The sequence below is a fragment of the Aidingimonas halophila genome (assembly GCF_900106955.1).
GTDB lineage: Bacteria > Pseudomonadota > Gammaproteobacteria > Pseudomonadales > Halomonadaceae > Aidingimonas > Aidingimonas halophila.
Genome location: NZ_FNNI01000001.1, coordinates 318,490 through 338,058 on the forward strand (window position 1 = coordinate 318,490; position 19,569 = coordinate 338,058).

Genomic DNA, 19,569 nt, shown 5'->3' on the forward strand with positions numbered 1-19,569 from the left:
AGATATTGTTTTTATAAGGGTTAGATACCTGATTGGCACGCAACCGCTCGAAGCGCGACTGCCAGGTATCCAGGGACTCGCTCATCGGTTGTTCGACTCGTTGAAGAGGTCAGGCAACCCCGCTGGTCGACATCGTGCCCTCGGGCACTTCCAGTCCCTTGAGTTCCCCCAGGGCCGTGATCTGGTCGTCGCGCATCACATCACCCAATCCGGCCATTACGGGCTGTGCGGTTTCCGCAAGCTGTACCTGGCTGGGACGCCCCTTGTCATCAAGTCGTTGAATCCAGGCCAGTTGTCCGGATGCGAAACGTCCCAGACTGCCGATAGGGGTCACGCCGAAGCGATGTATATAGCGCTTGATCCAGCGGGTATCGAATCGTTCGGGATGATGCAGCAGATGCCGGTAGATGTCACTAATGCCGAACGGACAGCGATCAGGGCGGGGGCGACCCATCGCATCGATGACATCGACCACCGCTGCCATACGGGCCAGATCGTCGAGGTCGCCCGCTGACCGGCCGTGCGGGTAACCGCTGCCATCCAGCCGCTCATTGATGGCACCGACCACAGCAGCGCTGACCTGGGCATCTAGCCAGCGACATATCGCCAGGTGCTCCTGCAACAAGGCCACATGGGACGTCATCTCATGGTATACCTCGTCACTCAAGGTGCTTGCCTCAGACAAGGACTGACGCACGTCTCCAGGCAGCAGCACCTTGCCGAAATCGTGCACCATGGCCGAGGCAACGATTGCCTTGCGTATGTTGCGGTCCATACCGGCGGCATGTGCCATATCTGCCAACCGAACGGCTACCGTCACACCATGCTGCACCAGCGTCGGCTCATCGATCTGGCATATGCACGCAAACAACAGGGCTTCGCGATCGCCCTCGAGCAGCGTCAGCACCTGATCGGCATGCTTCGATAACCCATGAGGATCGAGTTCTCTCCCCGATTGCAATTCCAGCAACTGACCACTCAGAAATCCCGAGATATGAGCCAGTCGACGAGCCATGGGTGTGGCATAGTGAGCCCCGTGGGGGCGTGATGCCAGCTCGCCACGCTCCACCGTGGCGAAGAGGGGCGATGGCGCCAGTGAACCGGGATCCTGGGCGGATCGCCGCGCGCTCTCTCGTTCGATCTCGCGAACATAGAACCAGAGACGTCGCTCCCGCTCGCTGTCGAGATGAACGAACTGGCAACCCACCCGCGCCATATGTGGCTGACGATCGGGCTGAACATGGCGAATATCCACCGGCAACGTCAATTGCTGGCCATTGGGAAATGCCAGCGTAAGGTCGGTACGTTCTCGGTCGGACGACAACGTCGCTGCCGAGGAAGCCGGCAGTGTGATCAAACAGCCGCCCAATGACAGATTACACAACGCCCCCTCATGCACCGTGCCTGCATTGTCGTGTGACGCCAGCGTCACGGCTACATCCATTCCCGTACGCAATTCCGCACGGAATACGGCACGGCGATGCACCACCTCGAGATAGTCGGGGTACGCACAATGACATTGCAGCCGCCCCGGAACATCGAGCCAGTGTAGAAACTGCAATGGCGGGGTACGAAGCATCGACCCCCTGGCCTGGCCCACCAGGCGGATCGAAAGGCCGGACTCCAGGTCGCCGGCGATCTCCGGCACTGCCGTGATGTCAAGGATCAGAGACTGGCCGGGGACCTGTTCCATCAACAAGGCAGGCAGCGGTTCACTGCCCGGCGCCTCGTAGATCAATGCCGCCCCGCCCGGCTCAGTGAGGGTCTCCAGCAACTTCTGACATTCGCCGAGGTGGTCGACCCGCCAGTGCGTTTCACTCGACTCCATGGGACTCCTTCAGAAACGTATCGACAATAGAGGGCAACGGTGTCCCATGCAGGTTATCGGCCATATCCTCGTCGACTTGAACGTCAGGCCGTGAATGAGCGTATCCGGTTTTCGGCATCAGCGGCTCATGGCGTGAGGTCATCATCACCATGGCCCAGCAGATATAGCAACGCATCCAACCCCAGCGTCGCGATCGAATAGCTTGCCTGTTCTCTGACCAGTGGCTTGGCATGAAATGCCACACCCATGCCGGAGGATGCCAGCATCTTGAGATCATTGGCGCCATCTCCGACCGCTACGACCTGATCCAGGGTCAACCCCTCTCGCTCAGCGATGGCGCACAACAGCTCGGCCTTGCGTTCGGCATCGACGATCGGCTCCTGTACACCGCCCGTGACTCGGCCATCGTCGATCACCAACTCATTGGCATGGATGTCGTCGAAACCGAGCCGTGACTGAAGATGACGAGCAAAGTACGTGAATCCCCCGGACACGATGGCCGTACGGTATCCCAGCCGCTTGAGATTGCGCATCAGGCGTTCTACACCCTCCATCAAGGGCAGGTTATCGGCAATATCGATCAATACCGACTCATCCAGGCCGCGCAGCGTCGCCATACGTGCGCGGAAACTCTGCTGAAAATCGAGTTCACCCTGCATGGCCCGCTCCGTGACGGCGGCGACCTGGTCGTATACACCATGGCAACGTGCCAGTTCATCGATGACCTCGGCCTTGATCAGAGTCGAATCCATATCGAAGCAAACCAGACGATAATCTCCTCGTCCCTGGGAGACATCGCGAACAGCGATATCCACGCCCCGCTCAGCGGCCAGCGTCAACGCCTCTCGACGCAGTACCTGGAGATCGCCCGGCTTGCCCTGGAGTTCATACTCCCGACAGATCCCCTTCGTCGGCAATGCTTCCTCGGCGGGCACGGGCGCTGACAGATATCGCTGTGCCTGTACCTGCAAGCCATGCCGCGCGATAAAGGCCTGCACATCATGCAGTACCGAGTCGGATAACTGCGGCGCCATGAGATTCAGGATCAAGCGCTGTTGCGTCACGTTACCCCCTCCAAGCTATCAACCTTCTGGAATCCTCGCGGCAGCTTGCTGCCACGACGACCACGTTCACCCGAGTAATAAGCGAGATCAGCGGGCTTGAGCGTCAGTTTGCGCTTCCCGGCATGCACCACGAGCGACGCCTCTTCGGACAACACGATCAGATCGCGCACGAACTCTTCACGGCGCGCGGCTCTCGTACCGGGGATATCGATCATCTTGTTCCCCTTGCCCTTGGCCATTTCCGGTAACGAATCCAGCGCAAACACCAGCAAACGCCCTTCGTTGGAGACGACGGCAACGCGATTCCCCTCATCGTCGGATATTGGCTGAGGTGGTAAGACATTACAGCCTTTCGGCACTGTCAGAGCCGCCTTCCCTGCCTTGTTCTTGCCGGTCAGCGATTCCAGCGTCGCGATGAATCCATATCCGCCATCCGAGGCCAGAAGGAAGCGAGACGCCGGTGGCGCCAGCATGAGCCCCATGAAGTGCGAACCGGTGGGCGCATTGACGCGCCCCGTCACTGGCTCGCCCTGACTCCGGGCGCTGGGAAGGTTATGCGCCGTGAGGGTGTAAGCGCGACCGTTGTCGTCGAGCAGTACGAGCGGCTGATTGGTCTTGCCCCGGGCCGCCAGATGGAAGCGGTCTCCAGCCTTGAACGACAATCCGGCCGGATCGATATCGTGGCCCTTGGCCGCCCGGATCCACCCTTTTTCAGAAAGCACCACGGTGATCGGGTCGGCGCCGATCAGCTCGACCTCGGAGAGCGCCCTGGCCTCGCCGCGCTCGACCAGCGGCGCTCGGCGGGCATCGCCGTACTCCTCTCCCGCAGCACGCAACTCCTCCTCGATCAGATCGGTCAGCGCCTCATCGTTGCCGAGCAGTTCCTTGAGCCGCTGGCGCTCCTCCTGGAGTTCGTCCTGCTCGCTGCGAAGCTTGAACTCCTCCAGCTTGGCCAGATGGCGCAAGCGCAATTCGAGAATCGCCTCGGCCTGCCGGTCACTGAGACCGAAGGTGTTCATCAATGCCGGTTTGGGCTCATCCTCTTCGCGAATGATCCGGATCACCTCGTCGATATTCAGATAAGCGATCAGCAACCCTTCAAGGATATGTAGGCGGTCTTCGACCTTGCCCAGACGGTATTCCAGACGACGCCGCACCGTCGCCCGACGAAAACGCAACCACTCACCCAGCATTTCCGTCAAAGGCATGACCCGGGGCCGGCCATCCAGGCCAATGACATTGAGGTTGACGCGAATGTTCTTCTCGAGATCCGTCGTTGCGAACAAGTGCGCCATCAGCGATTCCACATCGACACGATTGGAACGAGGCTCGATCACCAGGCGTGTCGGTGTTTCATGGGTCGATTCATCGCGCAGGTCCTCGACCATCGGCAGTTTCTTGGCCTGCATCTGCGCCGCAATCTGCTCGAGCACCCTCGCCCCGCTGACCTGATAGGGCAAGGCGGTAATCACGATCTTGCTATCTTCACGCTCATAATGAGCACGCACCTTGACCGACCCCCGGCCACTCTCATAGATCTTCCGCAATTCAGCCTGGGGCGTGATGATCTCAGCCTCGGAGGGAAAATCCGGTCCCGGCATGCACTGGGAAAGATCGGCGACGGACGCTTCCGGGTGACGCAGCAAATAGCAGGTGGCTTCGACGACCTCCTTGACATTATGCGGAGGAATGTCGGTCGCCATGCCCACCGCAATACCCGTTCCCCCATTGAGCAGTACATGAGGCAGTCGTGCCGGCAGCACGACCGGTTCGTTCATGGTGCCATCGAAATTGGGCGTCCAGTCGACGGTGCCCTGGCCGAGCTCGGAAAGCAGAACCTCCGAGAACTTCGACAGCCTTGCTTCCGTGTAACGCATGGCGGCAAACGACTTGGGATCATCCGGGCTTCCCCAATTGCCCTGGCCATCCACCAACGGGTAGCGATAGCTGAAAGGCTGCGCCATCAGTACCATGGCTTCGTAACAGGCACTGTCACCGTGCGGGTGAAACTTACCCAACACGTCACCGACGGTACGCGCCGACTTCTTGTACTTGGCATTGGCCGTCAGCGACAACTCACGCATGGCATAGACGATGCGTCGCTGCACAGGCTTCATGCCATCGCCGATATGCGGCAAGGCACGGTCGAGGATCACGTACATCGAGTAATCGAGGTACGCCTTTTCGGTGTACTCACGTAGCGACAGGCGTTCGACATCGCCCTCCGCCACCTGGATATCCATGGTCATATGGGGGTTAAACCTCTATATCGGCCAGGTTGCCGTAATCTTCCAGCCAGCCCTTACGATCCGCAGCGCGCTTTCTGGCCAGCAACATGTCCATCATTTCCAGTGTGCCGTCGTTCTCTTCGCGGGTTAGCTGGACCAGACGGCGTGTATCCGCCGCCATGGTGGTTTCACGAAGTTGCAGAGGACTCATTTCGCCCAGCCCCTTGAACCGCTGAACGTTCGGTGTTCCCCGTTTGCCCTCGAGCCGCTTGAGGATGGCCTCCTTCTCGCTCTCGTCCAGCGCATAGAAGACTTCCTTGCCAAGGTCGATGCGATACAGCGGTGGCATGGCGACGAAGACATGGCCTGCTTCAACCAGCACCGAGAAGTGGCGTACGAAAAGCGCGCACAATAACGTGGCAATGTGAAGGCCGTCGGAATCGGCATCGGCGAGAATGCAGATCTTGTGGTAGCGCAGCTTGGACAGATCGTCGCTGCCCGGGTCCATGCCGATCGCCACCGCGATATCGTGAACTTCCTGAGAGCTATAGATGTCGTGGTGGTCGACTTCCCAGGTATTGAGGATCTTGCCACGCAACGGCAGGATCGCCTGCGTTTCCCGGTCACGGGCCTGCTTGGCGCTACCACCGGCACTATCGCCTTCGACCAGGAACAGTTCACTCGCGGCCGGATCCTGCCCTGCACAGTCGGCCAATTTGCCCGGCAGTGCCGGTCCGGACGTGATCTTCTTGCGAGCTACCTTCTTCGCACTCTTCTGGCGTCGTTGAGCCGCATTGATCACCAGTTCCGCCAGTTGTTCCGCTTCGTCGACATGATGATTCAGCCACAGCGAAAACGCGTCCTTGACCACGCCGGACACGAATGCCGCGACCGTACGCGACGACAACCGCTCCTTGGTCTGGCCGGCGAACTGGGGATCAAGCAACTTCACCGACAGTACATATGCCACCCGTTCCCAAAGGTCGTCGGCGGTCAGTTTGACGCCCCGCGGCAGCAAGCCTCGGTAATCACAGAATTCTCGCAACGCATCGAGCAGCCCCGAACGCAGGCCATTCACATGCGTTCCCCCGAGCGGCGTGGGAATCAGGTTCACATAACTCTCGGTAAGCGGCTCCCCTCCTTCGGGTAACCACTGAATCGCCCAATCGACCCCCTGCTCATCATCGGCGAAGTGACCGATGAACGGTGTCGACGGCAACACCTCATAACCATCGGTCGCTTCCGACAGGTAATCACGCAACCCGTCTTCATACTGCCAGATACTCTTGTCCCCACCGGGCTCGACCAGGGTCACCTTGAGTCCCGGGCAGAGAACCGCCTTGGCTCTCAGCAGGTGCGTCAAGCGCGGCAACGAGAGTTTGGCGCTGTCGAAGTAGCTGGCATCCGGCCAGAAACGAACCAGCGTGCCGGTTGTTCGCTTGGAGCAACTTCCGATTACGCTCAGGTCAGCGACCTTCTCGCCGTGCTCGAACGCCATGGCATGGCGATTACCGTCACGACACACTTCGATTTCCAGACGGTTGGATAATGCATTGACCACCGAGACCCCGACCCCATGCAGCCCACCGGCAAAGCGATAACTGGACTGGGAAAACTTTCCGCCCGCATGCAGTTTGGTCATGATCAGCTCGATGCCGGTGACACCATGCTCCGGGTGGACATCAATCGGCATGCCGCGCCCATTATCGCTGACCTCGATACCTCCGTCGTCGAGCAATCGCACGATGATGTCATCGGCGTAACCCACCAGCGCCTCGTCGACGCTGTTATCGATGACTTCCTGTGCCAGATGATTGGGGCGGGAAGTGTCGGTATACATACCGGGGCGCTTGCGCACCGGTTCGAGTCCCGAGAGGACTTCGATGGAACTAGCACTATATTGCGTCATGCCTCATCCATACTGATGGCTATTGTTGGACGTCCGAGGACGCGAGAGACGACCCGTCGCACTCCAGACGATGCCCGCCATGAGCCAGCACCGCCGGCAGGTGGTCAGCCAGGTCACTGAAGCCGTGATCTCCCTGGGGCACGATCAGGGTACGACAGCCATGATAGGCGATGAACGCCTCACGACTATCGAGCGTGTCATCCGCGGTACCCAGCAGCAACAAATATCGCGACGGCGTGACATGCGTCGGTGTCAATGCGGCCAGAGCATCCCGGTGACCGCTATCGATCGTGAATGCCTCGCCAGTGTATTCATTGACGAAACGCTCTCCCAGCCATGCCTCGACGAGCCTCGCCGGACGCACCACGGGATTGATCAACACCGCCGGCAATGCGTGTCGTTCGGCAAGGCACGTTGCCAGAAAGCCCCCCATGGAACTTCCCACGACCAGCGGATCGGGACCCAGCATCGCCAGGTGTTGCTCGGCGATGGCCATGGCGTCTTCGGGTCGATGCGACAATTGCGGCGCCGCACAGGAAATCTCACCGGCCTCCAGATATCGACAGGCCGCCCGTATCAACCGCGCCTTGGGCGATTCTGCGCCACTGTTGAAGCCATGAAGATAGAGCACACCGCTCGCGGATGGCTGCCGTGATTCCCTGGCCGGACTCAGCATAACGCACACCCTGTATAAACAGCCAGCCCCATCACGTTTCCTTTTTTGGTTCATCGGCCGGCACCGATGATTCTGCAGCCCAAAGCGCCTGAATCAGCCCCCGACTGGAGTCATCCATGGACTCGACGCCTTGGCCGGAGACCAACACACGCTCGGTATCACCGGCGATCTGCTTGCCCAATTCCACCCCCCACTGATCGAATGGATTGATATCCCAGATCGTCGCCTGCACGAACACCTTGTGTTCATAAAGGGCAATAAGTGCGCCCAGCGTCTCGGGTGTCAACCGATCGAGCAAGACTGTCGTCGAGGGTTGATTGCCACGGTAACGCTTGTAGCTGGGCCGTTCGACCCGGTCATCGATCGCATCGTCGCCCAGCATCAGGACTCGTGACTGCGCAAAGCAGTTGGCGAGCGTCAACCGATGTTGGTCAATCAGGTGTTCGCGTGTCGCAGGATCGGTGACATCGTCATAGCGTTTCAGCGGTGCGATGAAGTCGCAGGCGACCGCCTGGGTTCCCTGGTGCAGAAGCTGGTAGAACGCATGCTGGGCATTGGGCCCGACCTGCCCCCACAATACCGGACAGGTCGAGTAGTTCACCACATCGCCGTCATGCGTGACCGACTTGCCGTTGGATTCCATCTCGAGCTGCTCGAGATAACTGGAGAAATAGGCCAGCCGCCCATCATAAGGAAGAATCGAGTGAGCCCGGATATCGAGGAAATTGACGTTCCAGATCCCTGCCAACGCCAGCAGCACTGGCAGGTTGTCAGCCAGCGGGGCTTCACGGAAGTGGCAATCCATGGCGTGCGCCCCCGCCAACAGCGAGCGGAAATTCGCCATGCCCGTAATCAAGGCAATGGGCAATCCTATCGCCCCCCACAATGAGTAGCGGCCACCGACCCACTCCCAGAATTCGAGTTGATTGGTCGGATCGATCCCCCACTCATTCATCTTGTCGGGGCTCGCCGATACACCGATGAAATGCTGGCGCATGATCAGATCACGCTTGACCCCATCGCCATTGCCGACCAGCCGCGAAAACAGCCAGTCACGCGCCGTGCGCGCATTGGTCAGGGTGTCGATCGTGGTGAACGACTTCGAGGAAAGGACGAAGAGCGTCGTCTCCGGCTGGAAGCGGGCGAGATAATCTGCCAACTGGGAGCCATCCATGGTCGAGGCGAAGTGAACACGAATTCGCTCCGCCTCGGGAGGACGATAGTCGGCCAATGCCTGTGTCACCATCAACGGCCCGAGGTCCGACCCCCCGACGCCCAGGTTGACCACATCCTGAATGGCATGACCGGTCGCCCCGCGCCACTGGCCGGCATGCAACTTATCGACCATCGCCTCCATCCTCGCCAGCGAGCGATGGACAGCAGGCACCACATCCTCACCCTCCACCAACAGCGACGCCTGTTCCGGCAAGCGCAAGGCGGTATGCAGCGCCGGTCGTCCTTCGCTGAGATTGACTCGCTCACCGTTCAGTAAGCGTCCGATGGCTCCCGGGACATCAGCGTCTCGCGCCAGATCAAGCAATAGCGACAGCGTTTCCGGTTGCCAGCGCTGTTTGGATAGGTCGAGCGTCAACCCTGCCGTGTGGCGACTGAAGTGAGCGAACCGATCGCCCGTATCGTCGAACAGGTCACGCAGATGCACCGAGCGCATCGATTCGGCATGCGACGCAAGCGCCTGCCAGGAGGAACGTCGGTCGGGACGGCCATCGCCACTCATAGACTCTCCTTGATGGGCCGGGCGCCTCTCCCGGCGATCCGTGCAGCACTTCGGTTCAACAGGTAAAATAACGGCATTTCATCTGCAAAGTGGTCGAGCATGACACCATGAGTGATGCATCTTACCGTGACGCGATCTTTTCGACACCCCTCGATCGAATGGCGCGTTTCTCTTTCGACGAACAGGTGGTGTCGTGCTTTCCTGACATGATCCGACGCTCTGTGCCCGGCTACGGACAGATTCTCGGCATGCTGGGGGAAATTGCCGCCCGCCATCTGCGCCATGGCGCGCATGTCTATGATCTCGGCTGCTCTCTCGGTGCCGTCGGACTGGCATTGGCAGGTCGGCTTCCTCCCGATGCGTTCCGCCTGACCGCTGTCGACCTGTCGCCAGCCATGGTCAAGCAAGCCACGCACACGCTTGCTGAGGAATGCCCGGAGCATGACATGCAGGTCATGGAAGGCGATATTCGCCGCCTTGATTACCGTGACTCCGGCATGATCGTGCTCAATTTCACGTTACAGTTCCTCCCGCCAGAGGAGCGCGATGATGTCATCACGGCACTGTTCGAGGCGCTGGAGCCCGGCGGTATCCTGATCTTGTCGGAAAAGGTCGTGGCATCGGACGAGCAGGACAATGCCTGGCTCGTCGAACGTTATCATGATTTCAAACGCGCCAACGGCTATAGCGAACTGGAAATCAGCCAGAAACGAACGGCACTGGAAAACGTCCTGATTCCGGATACCCTGAATGCCCACCATGCGCGACTGTCACATGCCGGTTTTTCCCGTAGCCTGACCTGGTTTCAATATCTGAACTTCGCATCGATCATCGCTTTCAAGGACGCCTGAGTGTTGTCGACCGACCCGCACCGAGCCCTATATCACGCCTTTGTCGACCAGGAACTGGATCCCTGGCTGGCTTTGCTGCCACAACAGCTTGCCGCCGGACTGGACCGCAAGCGTTTCGGTGATCTTCCTGCGTGGGAGAAAGCCGTCGCCAAGCTGCCTGATCTCCCCTCGGATCGTCATGTCCGCCTCGATCAGGATATCGTGACAGTCGACGTGGCCCTCGATGAGGCGAATCGCCAACGCTGCGAAAATCTTCTGAAAAAGCTCATGCCCTGGCGGAAAGGGCCCTATCGGCTGGGTGATATCACGATCGATACCGAATGGCGCTCCGACTGGAAATGGCAACGGCTGGCACCTCAACTGTCGCCCTTGAGGGGTCGACGAGTGCTCGATGTCGGTGGCGGCAATGGTTATCACGGCTGGCGAATGGCGGGGGCCGGCGCGGATTTCGTCCTCGTGCTCGATCCATCACCACGCTTCTATTACCAGTTTCAGGCAATACGGCATTTCGTCGGGAATGCCGATGCAGGACGTACTCACTTCTTGCCGGCCGGCATCGAGGACGTACCGGAACGCCTGGAAGCCTTCGATACCGTTTGCTCGATGGGCGTACTGTATCATCGCCCTTCTCCCCTGGATCACCTGAAACAACTGCGCGACGCACTACGCCCCGGGGGCGAACTGGTGCTGGAGACACTGGTCGTTCAAGGCGACGATAAGACGGTATTCATGCCGGGAGAACGCTATGCTGCCATGGGCAACGTGTACTTCCTGCCTTCTTCACAGGCGCTGTCACACTGGCTGCAGCGTTGCGGATTCGAACGAGTCCGCGTCGTCGACGAAACCGACACGACAACCGACGAGCAACGAGCGACCGATTGGATGCAGTTCCAGTCACTGGCAGACTTTCTCGACCCCGATGATCATTCTCTCACGCGTGAAGGTTATCCCGCCCCGAGGCGTGCCATACTAATTGCCGAGAAGCCACGTTGATCGCAAATGGTTGCCCCCTACGTCGCCAACCACTAATGTACTGACAATGAACGCACAGCGTCATTGAATCCTGACAACCACTGTCACGCGATTGGCAACATGAACAACACGGCCACCCTTGCCCGGTGAGACTGGAAACGCCATGCCCGACAGACCGATTTTCCTGACCTACACCCGATATCGTCCCATCCAGCGACTGTTGCACTGGGTAATCGCCCTGCTGGTACTCGGTTCATTGAGTATGGGGCTGACCATTGGCTATCTGGGGTTCGAAGGCCTGGAGCAACGCTTCGGCCTCAACGCCACCAATGCCCTATACCTGTTCCACAAATCTTTCGGTGTACTGATCCTGGGCCTGATGATCGTTCGTCTTCTGGCACGACTGATCCTGGGCAAGCCTCATTACGCTGTGCCTCTGCCAGTGCCCATGCGCATCGCCAGTGAAATCGTTCATGGCTTGATGTATCTACTGCTACTGACCATGCCGGTACTGGGCTGGCTGGCTACTGCCTCCGGCGATTTTCCGGTGCAATTTTTCGGTACCAACCTGCCCGGCATCATCGGCGTGGACAAAGCGCTATCGGAAACGCTCTTCGAGTGGCATGAGCGTGTCGGCTGGGCGTTATTGGTGCTGATCGTCATTCATATCATCGCCGCCCTATACCACGCCCTGATTCGACGTGACGGCGTGATCCAGCGCATGCGCCCCTGGTAAACGACAACGCCCCGTTGAGTGCTCTCTCAACGGGGCGTTGTCGTGGAGTCACGCACTGATAAGATACGGTCAGTCCTTGAAGATATCGCGTATGTCCTTGGCTTCCCAATGCGGGAAATGCTTGCGAATGAGTGCATTCAACTCGAGTTCGAAGGCCTGCCAGTCGACCTGTGGCTCCAGGCTACCGCCGCTCTCGGCGACACGACGAATCATGCCGGCACCCACCGTCACATTGGTCAGCCGATCGATGGCGATGAAACTCCCCGTTCCCGGGCTACGCCGGTAGTCATCGACCGGTACCTGGCTCGTCAACTCCACCCGGCAGCGGCCGATGGCGTTGAGTTCCAGGTGATCGGCATACTTGTGCTCCAGCGTATTGACGTCGATCTGGTAGTCGATTGACTGGATCGTGCCCGACAGATCGCGGGTCGCCAGCTTCAGATCATAGAGCTTGCCGGTTTCCATGGCGGTATCGTGCATCCAGACGATATCCGCCTCGAAAGCATTGGAAAGCGGCACCTCATCATTGGCCGCCACCAACCAGTCGCCACGGGAAATGTCGATTTCATCCTCGAGCGTCACGCTGATGGCCTGGCCGGGATAGGCACACTCCAGGTCGCCATCGAAGGTCACGATACGCTCGACATAACTCGTCTTGCCTGAGGGCAAGGCCTTGACCGATTGACCGGGACGCAGAATACCGGCGGCCAGCGTACCGCTGTAGCCTCGGAAATCGAGGTTGGGCCGGTTGACGTACTGTACCGGCAGGCGCAAATCAGCCAGATTCTGGTCATGGGTAACCTCGACCGTTTCCAGCAGCTCCAGCAGTGGTTGACCGTCCTTGCCCTCGGTCTGGTACCAGGGCGTACGCTCGCTGCGATTGACGACGTTATCGCCTTCCAGCGCCGAGATCGGCACGAACCGAATGTCGCGGGCACTGAGCTTCTCGGCAAACGCCCGGTACTCGGCGACGATCTCGTCGAACCGGGCCTCGGAGTAGTCGACCAGGTCCATCTTGTTGACCGCGATCACCAGATGCTGGATGCCCAGCAGATCAGCAATGAAACTGTGCCGTTTGGTCTGGGTCTGCACGCCGTAGCGCGCATCGATCAGGATCACCGCCAGGCTCGCAGTCGAGGCACCCGTGGCCATGTTGCGGGTGTACTGCTCGTGACCCGGGGTATCGGCAATGATGAACTTGCGCTTGTCGGTGGAGAAAAACCGATACGCGACATCGATGGTGATGCCCTGCTCCCGCTCGGATTGCAGGCCATCCACCAGCAATGCCAGGTCCACGGCATCGCCGGTCGTACCGCTGGTCTTCGAGGCCTGCTCGATCGCTGCCAGTTGATCTTCGTAGATCATCTTGGAATCGTGCAGCAACCGCCCGATCAGGGTGGACTTGCCGTCGTCGACGCTGCCGCAGGTGATGAAGCGCAGCAGATCCTTGCGTTCGTGCTCCTTGAGGTAGCTTTCGATGTCGTCGGCGATCAAGGGAGAAGAGTGAGACATGAGTGACCCTGAAATAGTAAACTCTAGTGAAACCAGCCCAATCCATCGCGGTTGAAACCGCTCCTGCACGCCTCGGATACCTCACCTGGTGTCATGCAGGAGCGACTACGATCGCAATCGGAGAAACAAACGCTAGAAATACCCCTCGCGCTTCTTCTTCTCCATGCTGCCTGCCTGATCGTGGTCGATGGCACGGCCGCTACGCTCCGACGTTTTGGTCAGCAGCATTTCCTGGATGATCTCGGGCAGTGTAGTGGCCTTGGATTCCACCGCACCAGTCAGCGGGTAACAGCCTAGTGTACGGAAGCGGACCCATTTTTCTTCCGGCTGCTCGCCAGGTTCCAGCGGCAGGCGGTCATCATCGACCATGATGTCGATGCCATCACGCTCGACCACCGGACGCGGTGCGGCATAGTAAAGCGGGACGATAGGAATCGATTCCAGATAGATGTACTGCCAGATATCCAACTCGGTCCAGTTGGATAGCGGGAATACGCGAATCGATTCCCCTTTGTTGACCTTGGCGTTGTAGATATTCCACAACTCCGGGCGCTGATTCTTGGGATCCCAGCGGTGATACTTGTCACGGAAGGAGTAGACCCGCTCCTTGGCCCGCGATGCCTCCTCATCGCGCCGAGCGCCACCGAATGCAGCATCGAAACCGTACTTATCCAGCGCCTGCTTCAACGCCTGTGTCTTCATGATGTCGGTATATTTGGCACTGCCGTGATCGAAGGGATTGATCCCCGCCTGACGACCTTCCTCGTTAATATGCTCGATCAACTCCATGCCGGCTTCCTTGGCCATCCGGTCACGGAATTCGATCATCTCGCGGAATTTCCAGGTCGTGTTGATATGCATCAGCGGAAACGGCGGCGTACCGGGATAGAACGCCTTGCGCGCCAGATGCAGCATCACCGAGGAGTCCTTACCGATGGAATACAGCATCACCGGCTTGGCGAACTCCGCCGCCACCTCACGGATGATATGGATCGACTCGGCCTCGAGCTGTTTCAGGTGCGTCTGTCGTTCGGGGGTTAACTCAGTCATCGAATATCCAGAAAGTTCAGGAATCAGTGAAAACGATCATCCAGCATCACTCCCGGATGCGGTACGCCTTTTCGTTTGCGGTAGGACTGCAGTAGCCAGTATGAGAAAGACGTTACTGCTTCAGGTCTACCAATGTGACATGCCCAATAGGGTACTTACCCATCAATGATAACGTCAAAGAATCAAGAACTATCCTTTTAGTTCAAAAAAGCATAGCACTACGACTGATCGACACGTTCCACCCAGGTATCCAGACCGGTGTCATACAGGTCGATCACCCGGAACCCCGGACGGGAGGCGGTGTCGAGGGCAAACTCATCGGAACCGGGCAGAAACTGATCCGACGTGGCAGGACAGCCATAGACGGCAATAACCCCCTCTTCGAGATGACGCTGACTGGCGAAAGCCTGGTGAATATGGCCACAGAAAATCGCCTGTACCTGAGGATAGGCAGCCAGCACCTGCCATAGTGCCTCACGGTCTTCGAGCGCGACGCTGTCGATCCAGGCCGACCCGACCTCAAGCGGTTGATGGTGCATCACCAGCAGGGTCGGTCGTGCGTCGTCTTCGAGGCGGCTGGCCAGCGATCTCAACTGCGATTCACCGAGCTGCCCATGCGGTTGGCCGGGAACCTGCGTATTCAGCGCAAGCATACGCCAGCCATCCAGATCAACGTCCTCATGGATCTCGTGATACTCGGCCATGAGTGGCTGATGGTCATGATTACCGGGAATCCAGAACCAGGGACATTCCAGTGAAGAGAAGGTGTCAAGCGCATGCTGATAGGCGGCCGGTGACTCGTCATGGCCAACATCGCCGGTCACCAGCAGTACATCGGGGCGGAAGCGCTTCACCTGATTCATCACATCAAGGAATTGCGGCAACGGCATGCCGATACGTCCCCGTGCTTCGGGATCGGCACACAGGTGGCTGTCAGTCACCTGAATCAAGCGCATCAACGTAACTCCGGAAGATCCAGCGAATGACCATGTGCCAGGCCGTGTTGAAGCCATTCCCCCAGAAATCGATTGAGCTGGAGTTTTTCATCGGGTTGATGCATGTGGGCATTCGGATAACGGTAACGTCCATCGAAATGCCGTTTACGTTGAAAGTCGGTCACTTCGGCCATGCGTACATCATGATAGAGGTGTACCCGCATTCGTGGCGGTTCGACAAAATCATCCAACACACCCGACTGGGAGACTCGAACGATCGATGTATAGGGGGCTTGCTCAAGCATTTCGAGACATAACGTACCCAGTCGCCTGTCGTGACTCGCCAAGGCCACTTCCCGCACGTTCCCTGCCCCCAGGTCGCCAAGCAGGCGGACCAGGCGCAGGTAATTTGCGGCGCATTCGCCCTGCAGCGTCTTCAGGTCTGTGACATACGCGGCTTTCGTCACGACATCCTCACTCTTGGCACTATTGCTGTCGTTGCACAAGCGGTCAACGGGCAGCTCTCAGCGATGCCCTCTCTCTTGCCAGCCACTGGTACGCAATCAAGGTCATGGCATTGTCGAGCCGGCCTGCCTCGACTAATCGGTTCAACTGCGGGTATGGAACGATATGAACCTGAATGTCTTCATTCTCCTCATCCAGGCCATGAACACCTCCCACCCCCAGGGTGTCGACCAGACCACAGTATAGTCTGACACGCTCATTGCAAGCCCCGGGACTCGGATAGTAGGTGTAGAGTTCGTACAACTCACCCACGTCGCAGCCAGCTTCTTCCATGGCTTCCCGGCGAGCCACATCGGCAGGGTCATCCCCGTTTTCGATCAACCCTGCCACGACTTCCAGTTTCCAGGGACTTTCCGGATCGTCCAGGGCGCCGGCCCGAATCTGCTCGACCAACACCACGGCATCACGCTCCACATCGTAGAGCAACACCCCCACCGCATCATGCCGAATGTGCACCTCGCGAACGACCTCATCACTCCAACCGCCATTGAACAGCCGATGGCGTAGATGGCGACGTTCCATGCGGAAGAAGCCTTGATAGAGGCATTCGTCATCGCGGCGCTCGACATCGGCAGGGCCGAAACGTGGCACAGCGAGAGAATCTGCGGTCTTCCAAGACTCGTCCATGACGTTTCCTTTTCGCTGGAGAAAGTCCCATTATCCTGACCGTGACCGGACCTGCCAATCACGATACGACAGGCGACGTAGACGACTATCGGTTCGACAAGCGTTCGGCCAGCTCCCACGCCTTGTCGCGTAACGCCTCGTCCGATGCCTGCCGGGACTCACGCACGTCCCCTTCAACAGCGCGGCGAGCATACTCACGAGCGTCATCATCTCGTCCTTCGTCTTCAAGGAAGACAGCATAGTAGTAATTGACATCAACGCCATCGGGACGAATCTCCCGGGCACTTTGGAATAATGCCTCTGCCGTGTCACTGTCCCCGAAACCGAGCGGCCAGCCAGGGACACGGTGGTAAAGCGCGCCCAACGTGACATAGGCCGAACCATTACCGCCGTCGGGGTCGAGTTCTACGGCCTTTTCGAGGTCCTCGCGGGCTTCCTTGGCCAGACCCAGTGCGCCGGTGCCTCCCTTGGCTCGCGCCTGGGATGCCAGGCTGATCCCTCGCCAGAGACGCGCGTCCGCCTCTTCGGGGTTGTCATCAACCCATCGGGTGGCTTGATCTACCAGTTCGGCGTACGCCTGTTCTTGCTCGCTCTCCGGCACCTCGGTCGTGATGGTTTCCCAGCGTTCGCGTAATGCATCCACTGCTTCTTCATCGGCAACGGCGAGCCCCGGTGCCACCAGGGCCATGACCAGAAGTGCGGTGCCCAGTAGCCGACAATATCGCATGTCTTTCTCCTTGTGCGTGCTCATGAGTGAGTGATGTCACCATCATGACACTGTAACGAACGTTTGAAACAGCCACCACCCTACGAGAAGGGGGTTGGCTGGATGCCAGTGCTTGCGTAAGGTTCGCACCATAGCATAGCGAAGTGACAGAGAAAGCGATGAAAGGGCGTAACATGACGCGCTGGCGGGATCCCGCCAAGGATCCACGCCAGGAACCCAAGAGCAACCTGATCACAGCCGAGGGGGCCGAACGGCTGCGGGGTATTCTCGATCACCTCACCCGTGTAGAGCGCCCTCGGTTATCCACGAAGGTAGGCGAAGCTGCGGCCCAAGGCGACCGTAGCGAGAATGCCGATTACACCTATAACAAGAAGGAGCTTCATCGAGTACTGGGACGGATCCGCTACCTCACCAAACGACTCGATGAAGTTCAGGTCATCGACCGGCTACCTGCCGATACCGACCGGGTCTACTTCGGAGCATTCGTCACGCTGGAAGACGACAATGGCGACGAGCTGCATATTCGTATCGTCGGTCATGACGAGACCAATACCGACAAACACTGGATCAGTGTCGATGCCCCCTTGGCCAAGGCCCTGCTCGGCAAGGGACTCGATGATGAAGCCACGGTAGCGGCGCCGGGCGGCGAAATGACCTATATCATTACCGATATTCGTTATCGCGACCCTAACGCCTGACTCTCACTCACCTTCCAGCAGGAAGACGCCCCGGGTCTCGGCATCACCGGCCTCCAGTCCAAACCGTCCGGCGAGTCCTTCGGCGTCTTCGCCGACCAGGTGCATGAGTAGTTCACCGCTATCGATGTCGATTTCTTCCCCATCATCATACGTACCTTCGACCAGATCACCGAGCAATTCATTCTCGGTAAACTCACCATTGAACATGGCATCCCATTGTTCTGATCCATAATCAAGCGCAATGGTGGCATCAAAGTTGGCTTCATTCAGTCCCCCATAGATGTTAACTGAAATTGATTGACCCGTTGTTTCGTCGATCAATGACCCGCTAGCCGTTTGGCCCACGAAACCCGCCAGATTATTGAACATTGCTCCTTGTTCCGGTGTCACATACCGCTCTTCAATCAAACTGTCATCTGCCGGTTGATAAGCCATCCATATCACTGGATCATCGAGTTCACGCTCACTACCATCCTCGCGAGTCTCCAGCGGTTCATTCCAGGCGCCCCAACTCACTTCGAGATTGTCGGCGGACTGATACGCCCCATCATCATCGACCAGGGTGGCATCCTCTCCATCCACGTCATAGATGATCCTGGCCGTATCATCGTCGTAATATTCAACATCGGCTGCACCAATCCAGTTTCCACCGCGAGACAGATAGACATCGCTTTGGGTGTCTATCAAGTCGGGGGCTTCCGGCTCGGGTTCTTCCGGCTCGGGTTCGAGGTCTGGGTCAAAGCCTTCGCGATACTCCTCGTCGTTCTGCATTGATTCATCGAGATAGCGCATGATCTCATCTGACTCGCCGTCGTCTCCGGCCATGCCTCGTGAGACATCGTCATCAGCGCTGACCGAGCTGCGGCCGAATGGTTCGGGCATCGATATCCGCCCCTCCGGTGGTGTCGAACGGTCGGTGACATAAGCAACGCGATAGCTTTCGTCATCACCGATGACCAACTCTCCCCCCTCGTTCTCCACACTGATCCGCCCCTCCTGAACAGCAGCGTGGAGCGTCCCATCATCCTCGACGAATAGTCGATACGTGGTACCACGGATGCCAATGGTGGCCGACGGAGTGTCCACGGCATATGTCTCTTCGCCATCGATGGCCCCGCTGATGGCACGCATGCCCCCTTTGAGAAGCGACTTGGTGCTATGACCTTCGCCCTCTTCATCATTCGCGTCGGGCTCGACGAACTCATCGATACGAAGTTCGCTATCGGCGTCCAGTTCGACCAGTTCGCCATCCTCGAAACGGATCTGCCCTCGCGACGATTCCCCCGTCACCACACGCTCTTCAGGGAATACCTCGGAACGCCGGGACAATGTCCTGGCCTCACCCGCCATACGGGCCTCGACGTCACCACGAGCACTGAGCACGACTCCCGCCGGCTCATCGGCCACAGCCGGTAACGACACCCCCAACAGTAAGCAGAAGATCAGGCCGGCTGAAGCCCCTCGGTCAGGCGGAGCGCTCATCTGGAACATGGTGT

At 58.6% G+C, this 19,569-nt stretch carries 17 protein-coding genes; 4 read left to right on the top strand and 13 right to left on the bottom strand.

The window, feature by feature from the left end; all coding sequences use genetic code 11:
* Nucleotides 1-109 precede the first annotated feature (109 nt).
* The 6 genes from BLW01_RS01610 to pgi all read right to left on the bottom strand — a co-directional run bounded on the left by BLW01_RS01610 (nt 110) and on the right by pgi (nt 9,440).
* Nucleotides 110-1,828, bottom strand: a complete 1,719-nt coding sequence (locus tag BLW01_RS01610) for an HD domain-containing phosphohydrolase (RefSeq protein ID WP_092567746.1) — start codon at nt 1,826-1,828, stop codon at nt 110-112.
* Nucleotides 1,829-1,953: 125 nt separating this feature from the next.
* Nucleotides 1,954-2,892, bottom strand: a complete 939-nt coding sequence (gene serB, locus BLW01_RS01615; protein ID WP_308428082.1) for a phosphoserine phosphatase SerB — start codon at nt 2,890-2,892, stop codon at nt 1,954-1,956.
* On the bottom strand, nt 2,889-5,141 hold the full coding sequence (parC, locus tag BLW01_RS01620; protein WP_092567747.1) for a DNA topoisomerase IV subunit A: 2,253 nt from the start codon (nt 5,139-5,141) through the stop codon (nt 2,889-2,891). The genes serB and parC overlap by 4 nt, the downstream gene beginning before the upstream one ends.
* A gap of 7 nt (nt 5,142-5,148) precedes the next feature.
* Nucleotides 5,149-7,029 (bottom strand): DNA topoisomerase IV subunit B, encoded by a 1,881-nt coding sequence (gene parE, locus BLW01_RS01625; RefSeq protein WP_092567748.1) that lies wholly within the window; start codon nt 7,027-7,029, stop codon nt 5,149-5,151.
* A 19-nt stretch (nt 7,030-7,048) separates the two neighbouring features.
* A complete protein-coding gene (locus BLW01_RS01630; RefSeq protein WP_092567749.1) occupies nt 7,049-7,705 on the bottom strand; it encodes a YqiA/YcfP family alpha/beta fold hydrolase in 657 nt (218 codons plus the stop codon).
* 31 nt (nt 7,706-7,736) lie between these two features.
* Nucleotides 7,737-9,440 carry a glucose-6-phosphate isomerase gene (pgi, locus tag BLW01_RS01635; protein WP_092567750.1) on the bottom strand — a complete coding sequence of 568 codons (1,704 nt, stop codon included), beginning with the start codon at nt 9,438-9,440 and terminating at the stop codon, nt 7,737-7,739.
* Between the two features lie 107 nt (nt 9,441-9,547).
* On the opposite strand from pgi, the gene cmoA reads away from it, so the two are divergent.
* The 3 genes from cmoA to BLW01_RS01650 all read left to right on the top strand — a co-directional run bounded on the left by cmoA (nt 9,548) and on the right by BLW01_RS01650 (nt 11,999).
* A complete protein-coding gene (cmoA, locus tag BLW01_RS01640) occupies nt 9,548-10,291 on the top strand; it encodes a carboxy-S-adenosyl-L-methionine synthase CmoA (protein WP_092567751.1) in 744 nt (247 codons plus the stop codon).
* Nucleotides 10,292-11,284, top strand: coding sequence for a tRNA 5-methoxyuridine(34)/uridine 5-oxyacetic acid(34) synthase CmoB (gene cmoB, locus BLW01_RS01645; protein ID WP_092567752.1), 993 nt, complete (start codon nt 10,292-10,294; stop codon nt 11,282-11,284).
* 142 nt (nt 11,285-11,426) lie between these two features.
* Nucleotides 11,427-11,999, top strand: a complete 573-nt coding sequence (locus tag BLW01_RS01650) for a cytochrome b (protein ID WP_092567753.1) — start codon at nt 11,427-11,429, stop codon at nt 11,997-11,999.
* Between the two features lie 69 nt (nt 12,000-12,068).
* Here the strand turns inward: BLW01_RS01650 and cysN are convergent, their stop codons facing one another.
* From cysN to BLW01_RS01680, 6 genes are all read right to left on the bottom strand, one after another.
* Nucleotides 12,069-13,511 (bottom strand): sulfate adenylyltransferase subunit CysN, encoded by a 1,443-nt coding sequence (gene cysN / locus BLW01_RS01655; RefSeq protein ID WP_092567754.1) that lies wholly within the window; start codon nt 13,509-13,511, stop codon nt 12,069-12,071.
* A 132-nt stretch (nt 13,512-13,643) separates the two neighbouring features.
* A complete protein-coding gene (cysD, locus tag BLW01_RS01660; protein ID WP_092567755.1) occupies nt 13,644-14,561 on the bottom strand; it encodes a sulfate adenylyltransferase subunit CysD in 918 nt (305 codons plus the stop codon).
* Between the two features lie 218 nt (nt 14,562-14,779).
* Nucleotides 14,780-15,517 carry a metallophosphoesterase gene (locus tag BLW01_RS01665; protein ID WP_092567756.1) on the bottom strand — a complete coding sequence of 246 codons (738 nt, stop codon included), beginning with the start codon at nt 15,515-15,517 and terminating at the stop codon, nt 14,780-14,782.
* Nucleotides 15,517-15,963, bottom strand: coding sequence for a DUF1249 domain-containing protein (locus tag BLW01_RS01670; protein WP_092568073.1), 447 nt, complete (start codon nt 15,961-15,963; stop codon nt 15,517-15,519). Before BLW01_RS01670 ends, BLW01_RS01665 begins: the two co-directional genes overlap by 1 nt.
* Nucleotides 15,964-16,006: 43 nt before the next feature.
* Nucleotides 16,007-16,648, bottom strand: a complete 642-nt coding sequence (locus BLW01_RS01675; RefSeq protein WP_092567757.1) for an NUDIX domain-containing protein — start codon at nt 16,646-16,648, stop codon at nt 16,007-16,009.
* A gap of 85 nt (nt 16,649-16,733) precedes the next feature.
* Nucleotides 16,734-17,375 (bottom strand): tetratricopeptide repeat protein, encoded by a 642-nt coding sequence (locus BLW01_RS01680; protein ID WP_092567758.1) that lies wholly within the window; start codon nt 17,373-17,375, stop codon nt 16,734-16,736.
* A 158-nt stretch (nt 17,376-17,533) separates the two neighbouring features.
* Between BLW01_RS01680 and greB the strand changes: the two genes are divergently transcribed.
* Entirely contained in the window at nt 17,534-18,073 is a 540-nt protein-coding gene (gene greB, locus BLW01_RS01685; protein ID WP_092567759.1) for a transcription elongation factor GreB, read from the top strand.
* Between the two features lie 3 nt (nt 18,074-18,076).
* Here greB and BLW01_RS01690 read toward each other — a convergent pair whose 3' ends face one another.
* The gene (locus BLW01_RS01690) at nt 18,077-19,564 is read right to left on the bottom strand and encodes a FecR family protein (RefSeq protein WP_092567760.1); all 1,488 of its coding nucleotides are present in this window, start codon (nt 19,562-19,564) and stop codon (nt 18,077-18,079) included.
* Nucleotides 19,565-19,569: the final 5 nt, after the last annotated feature.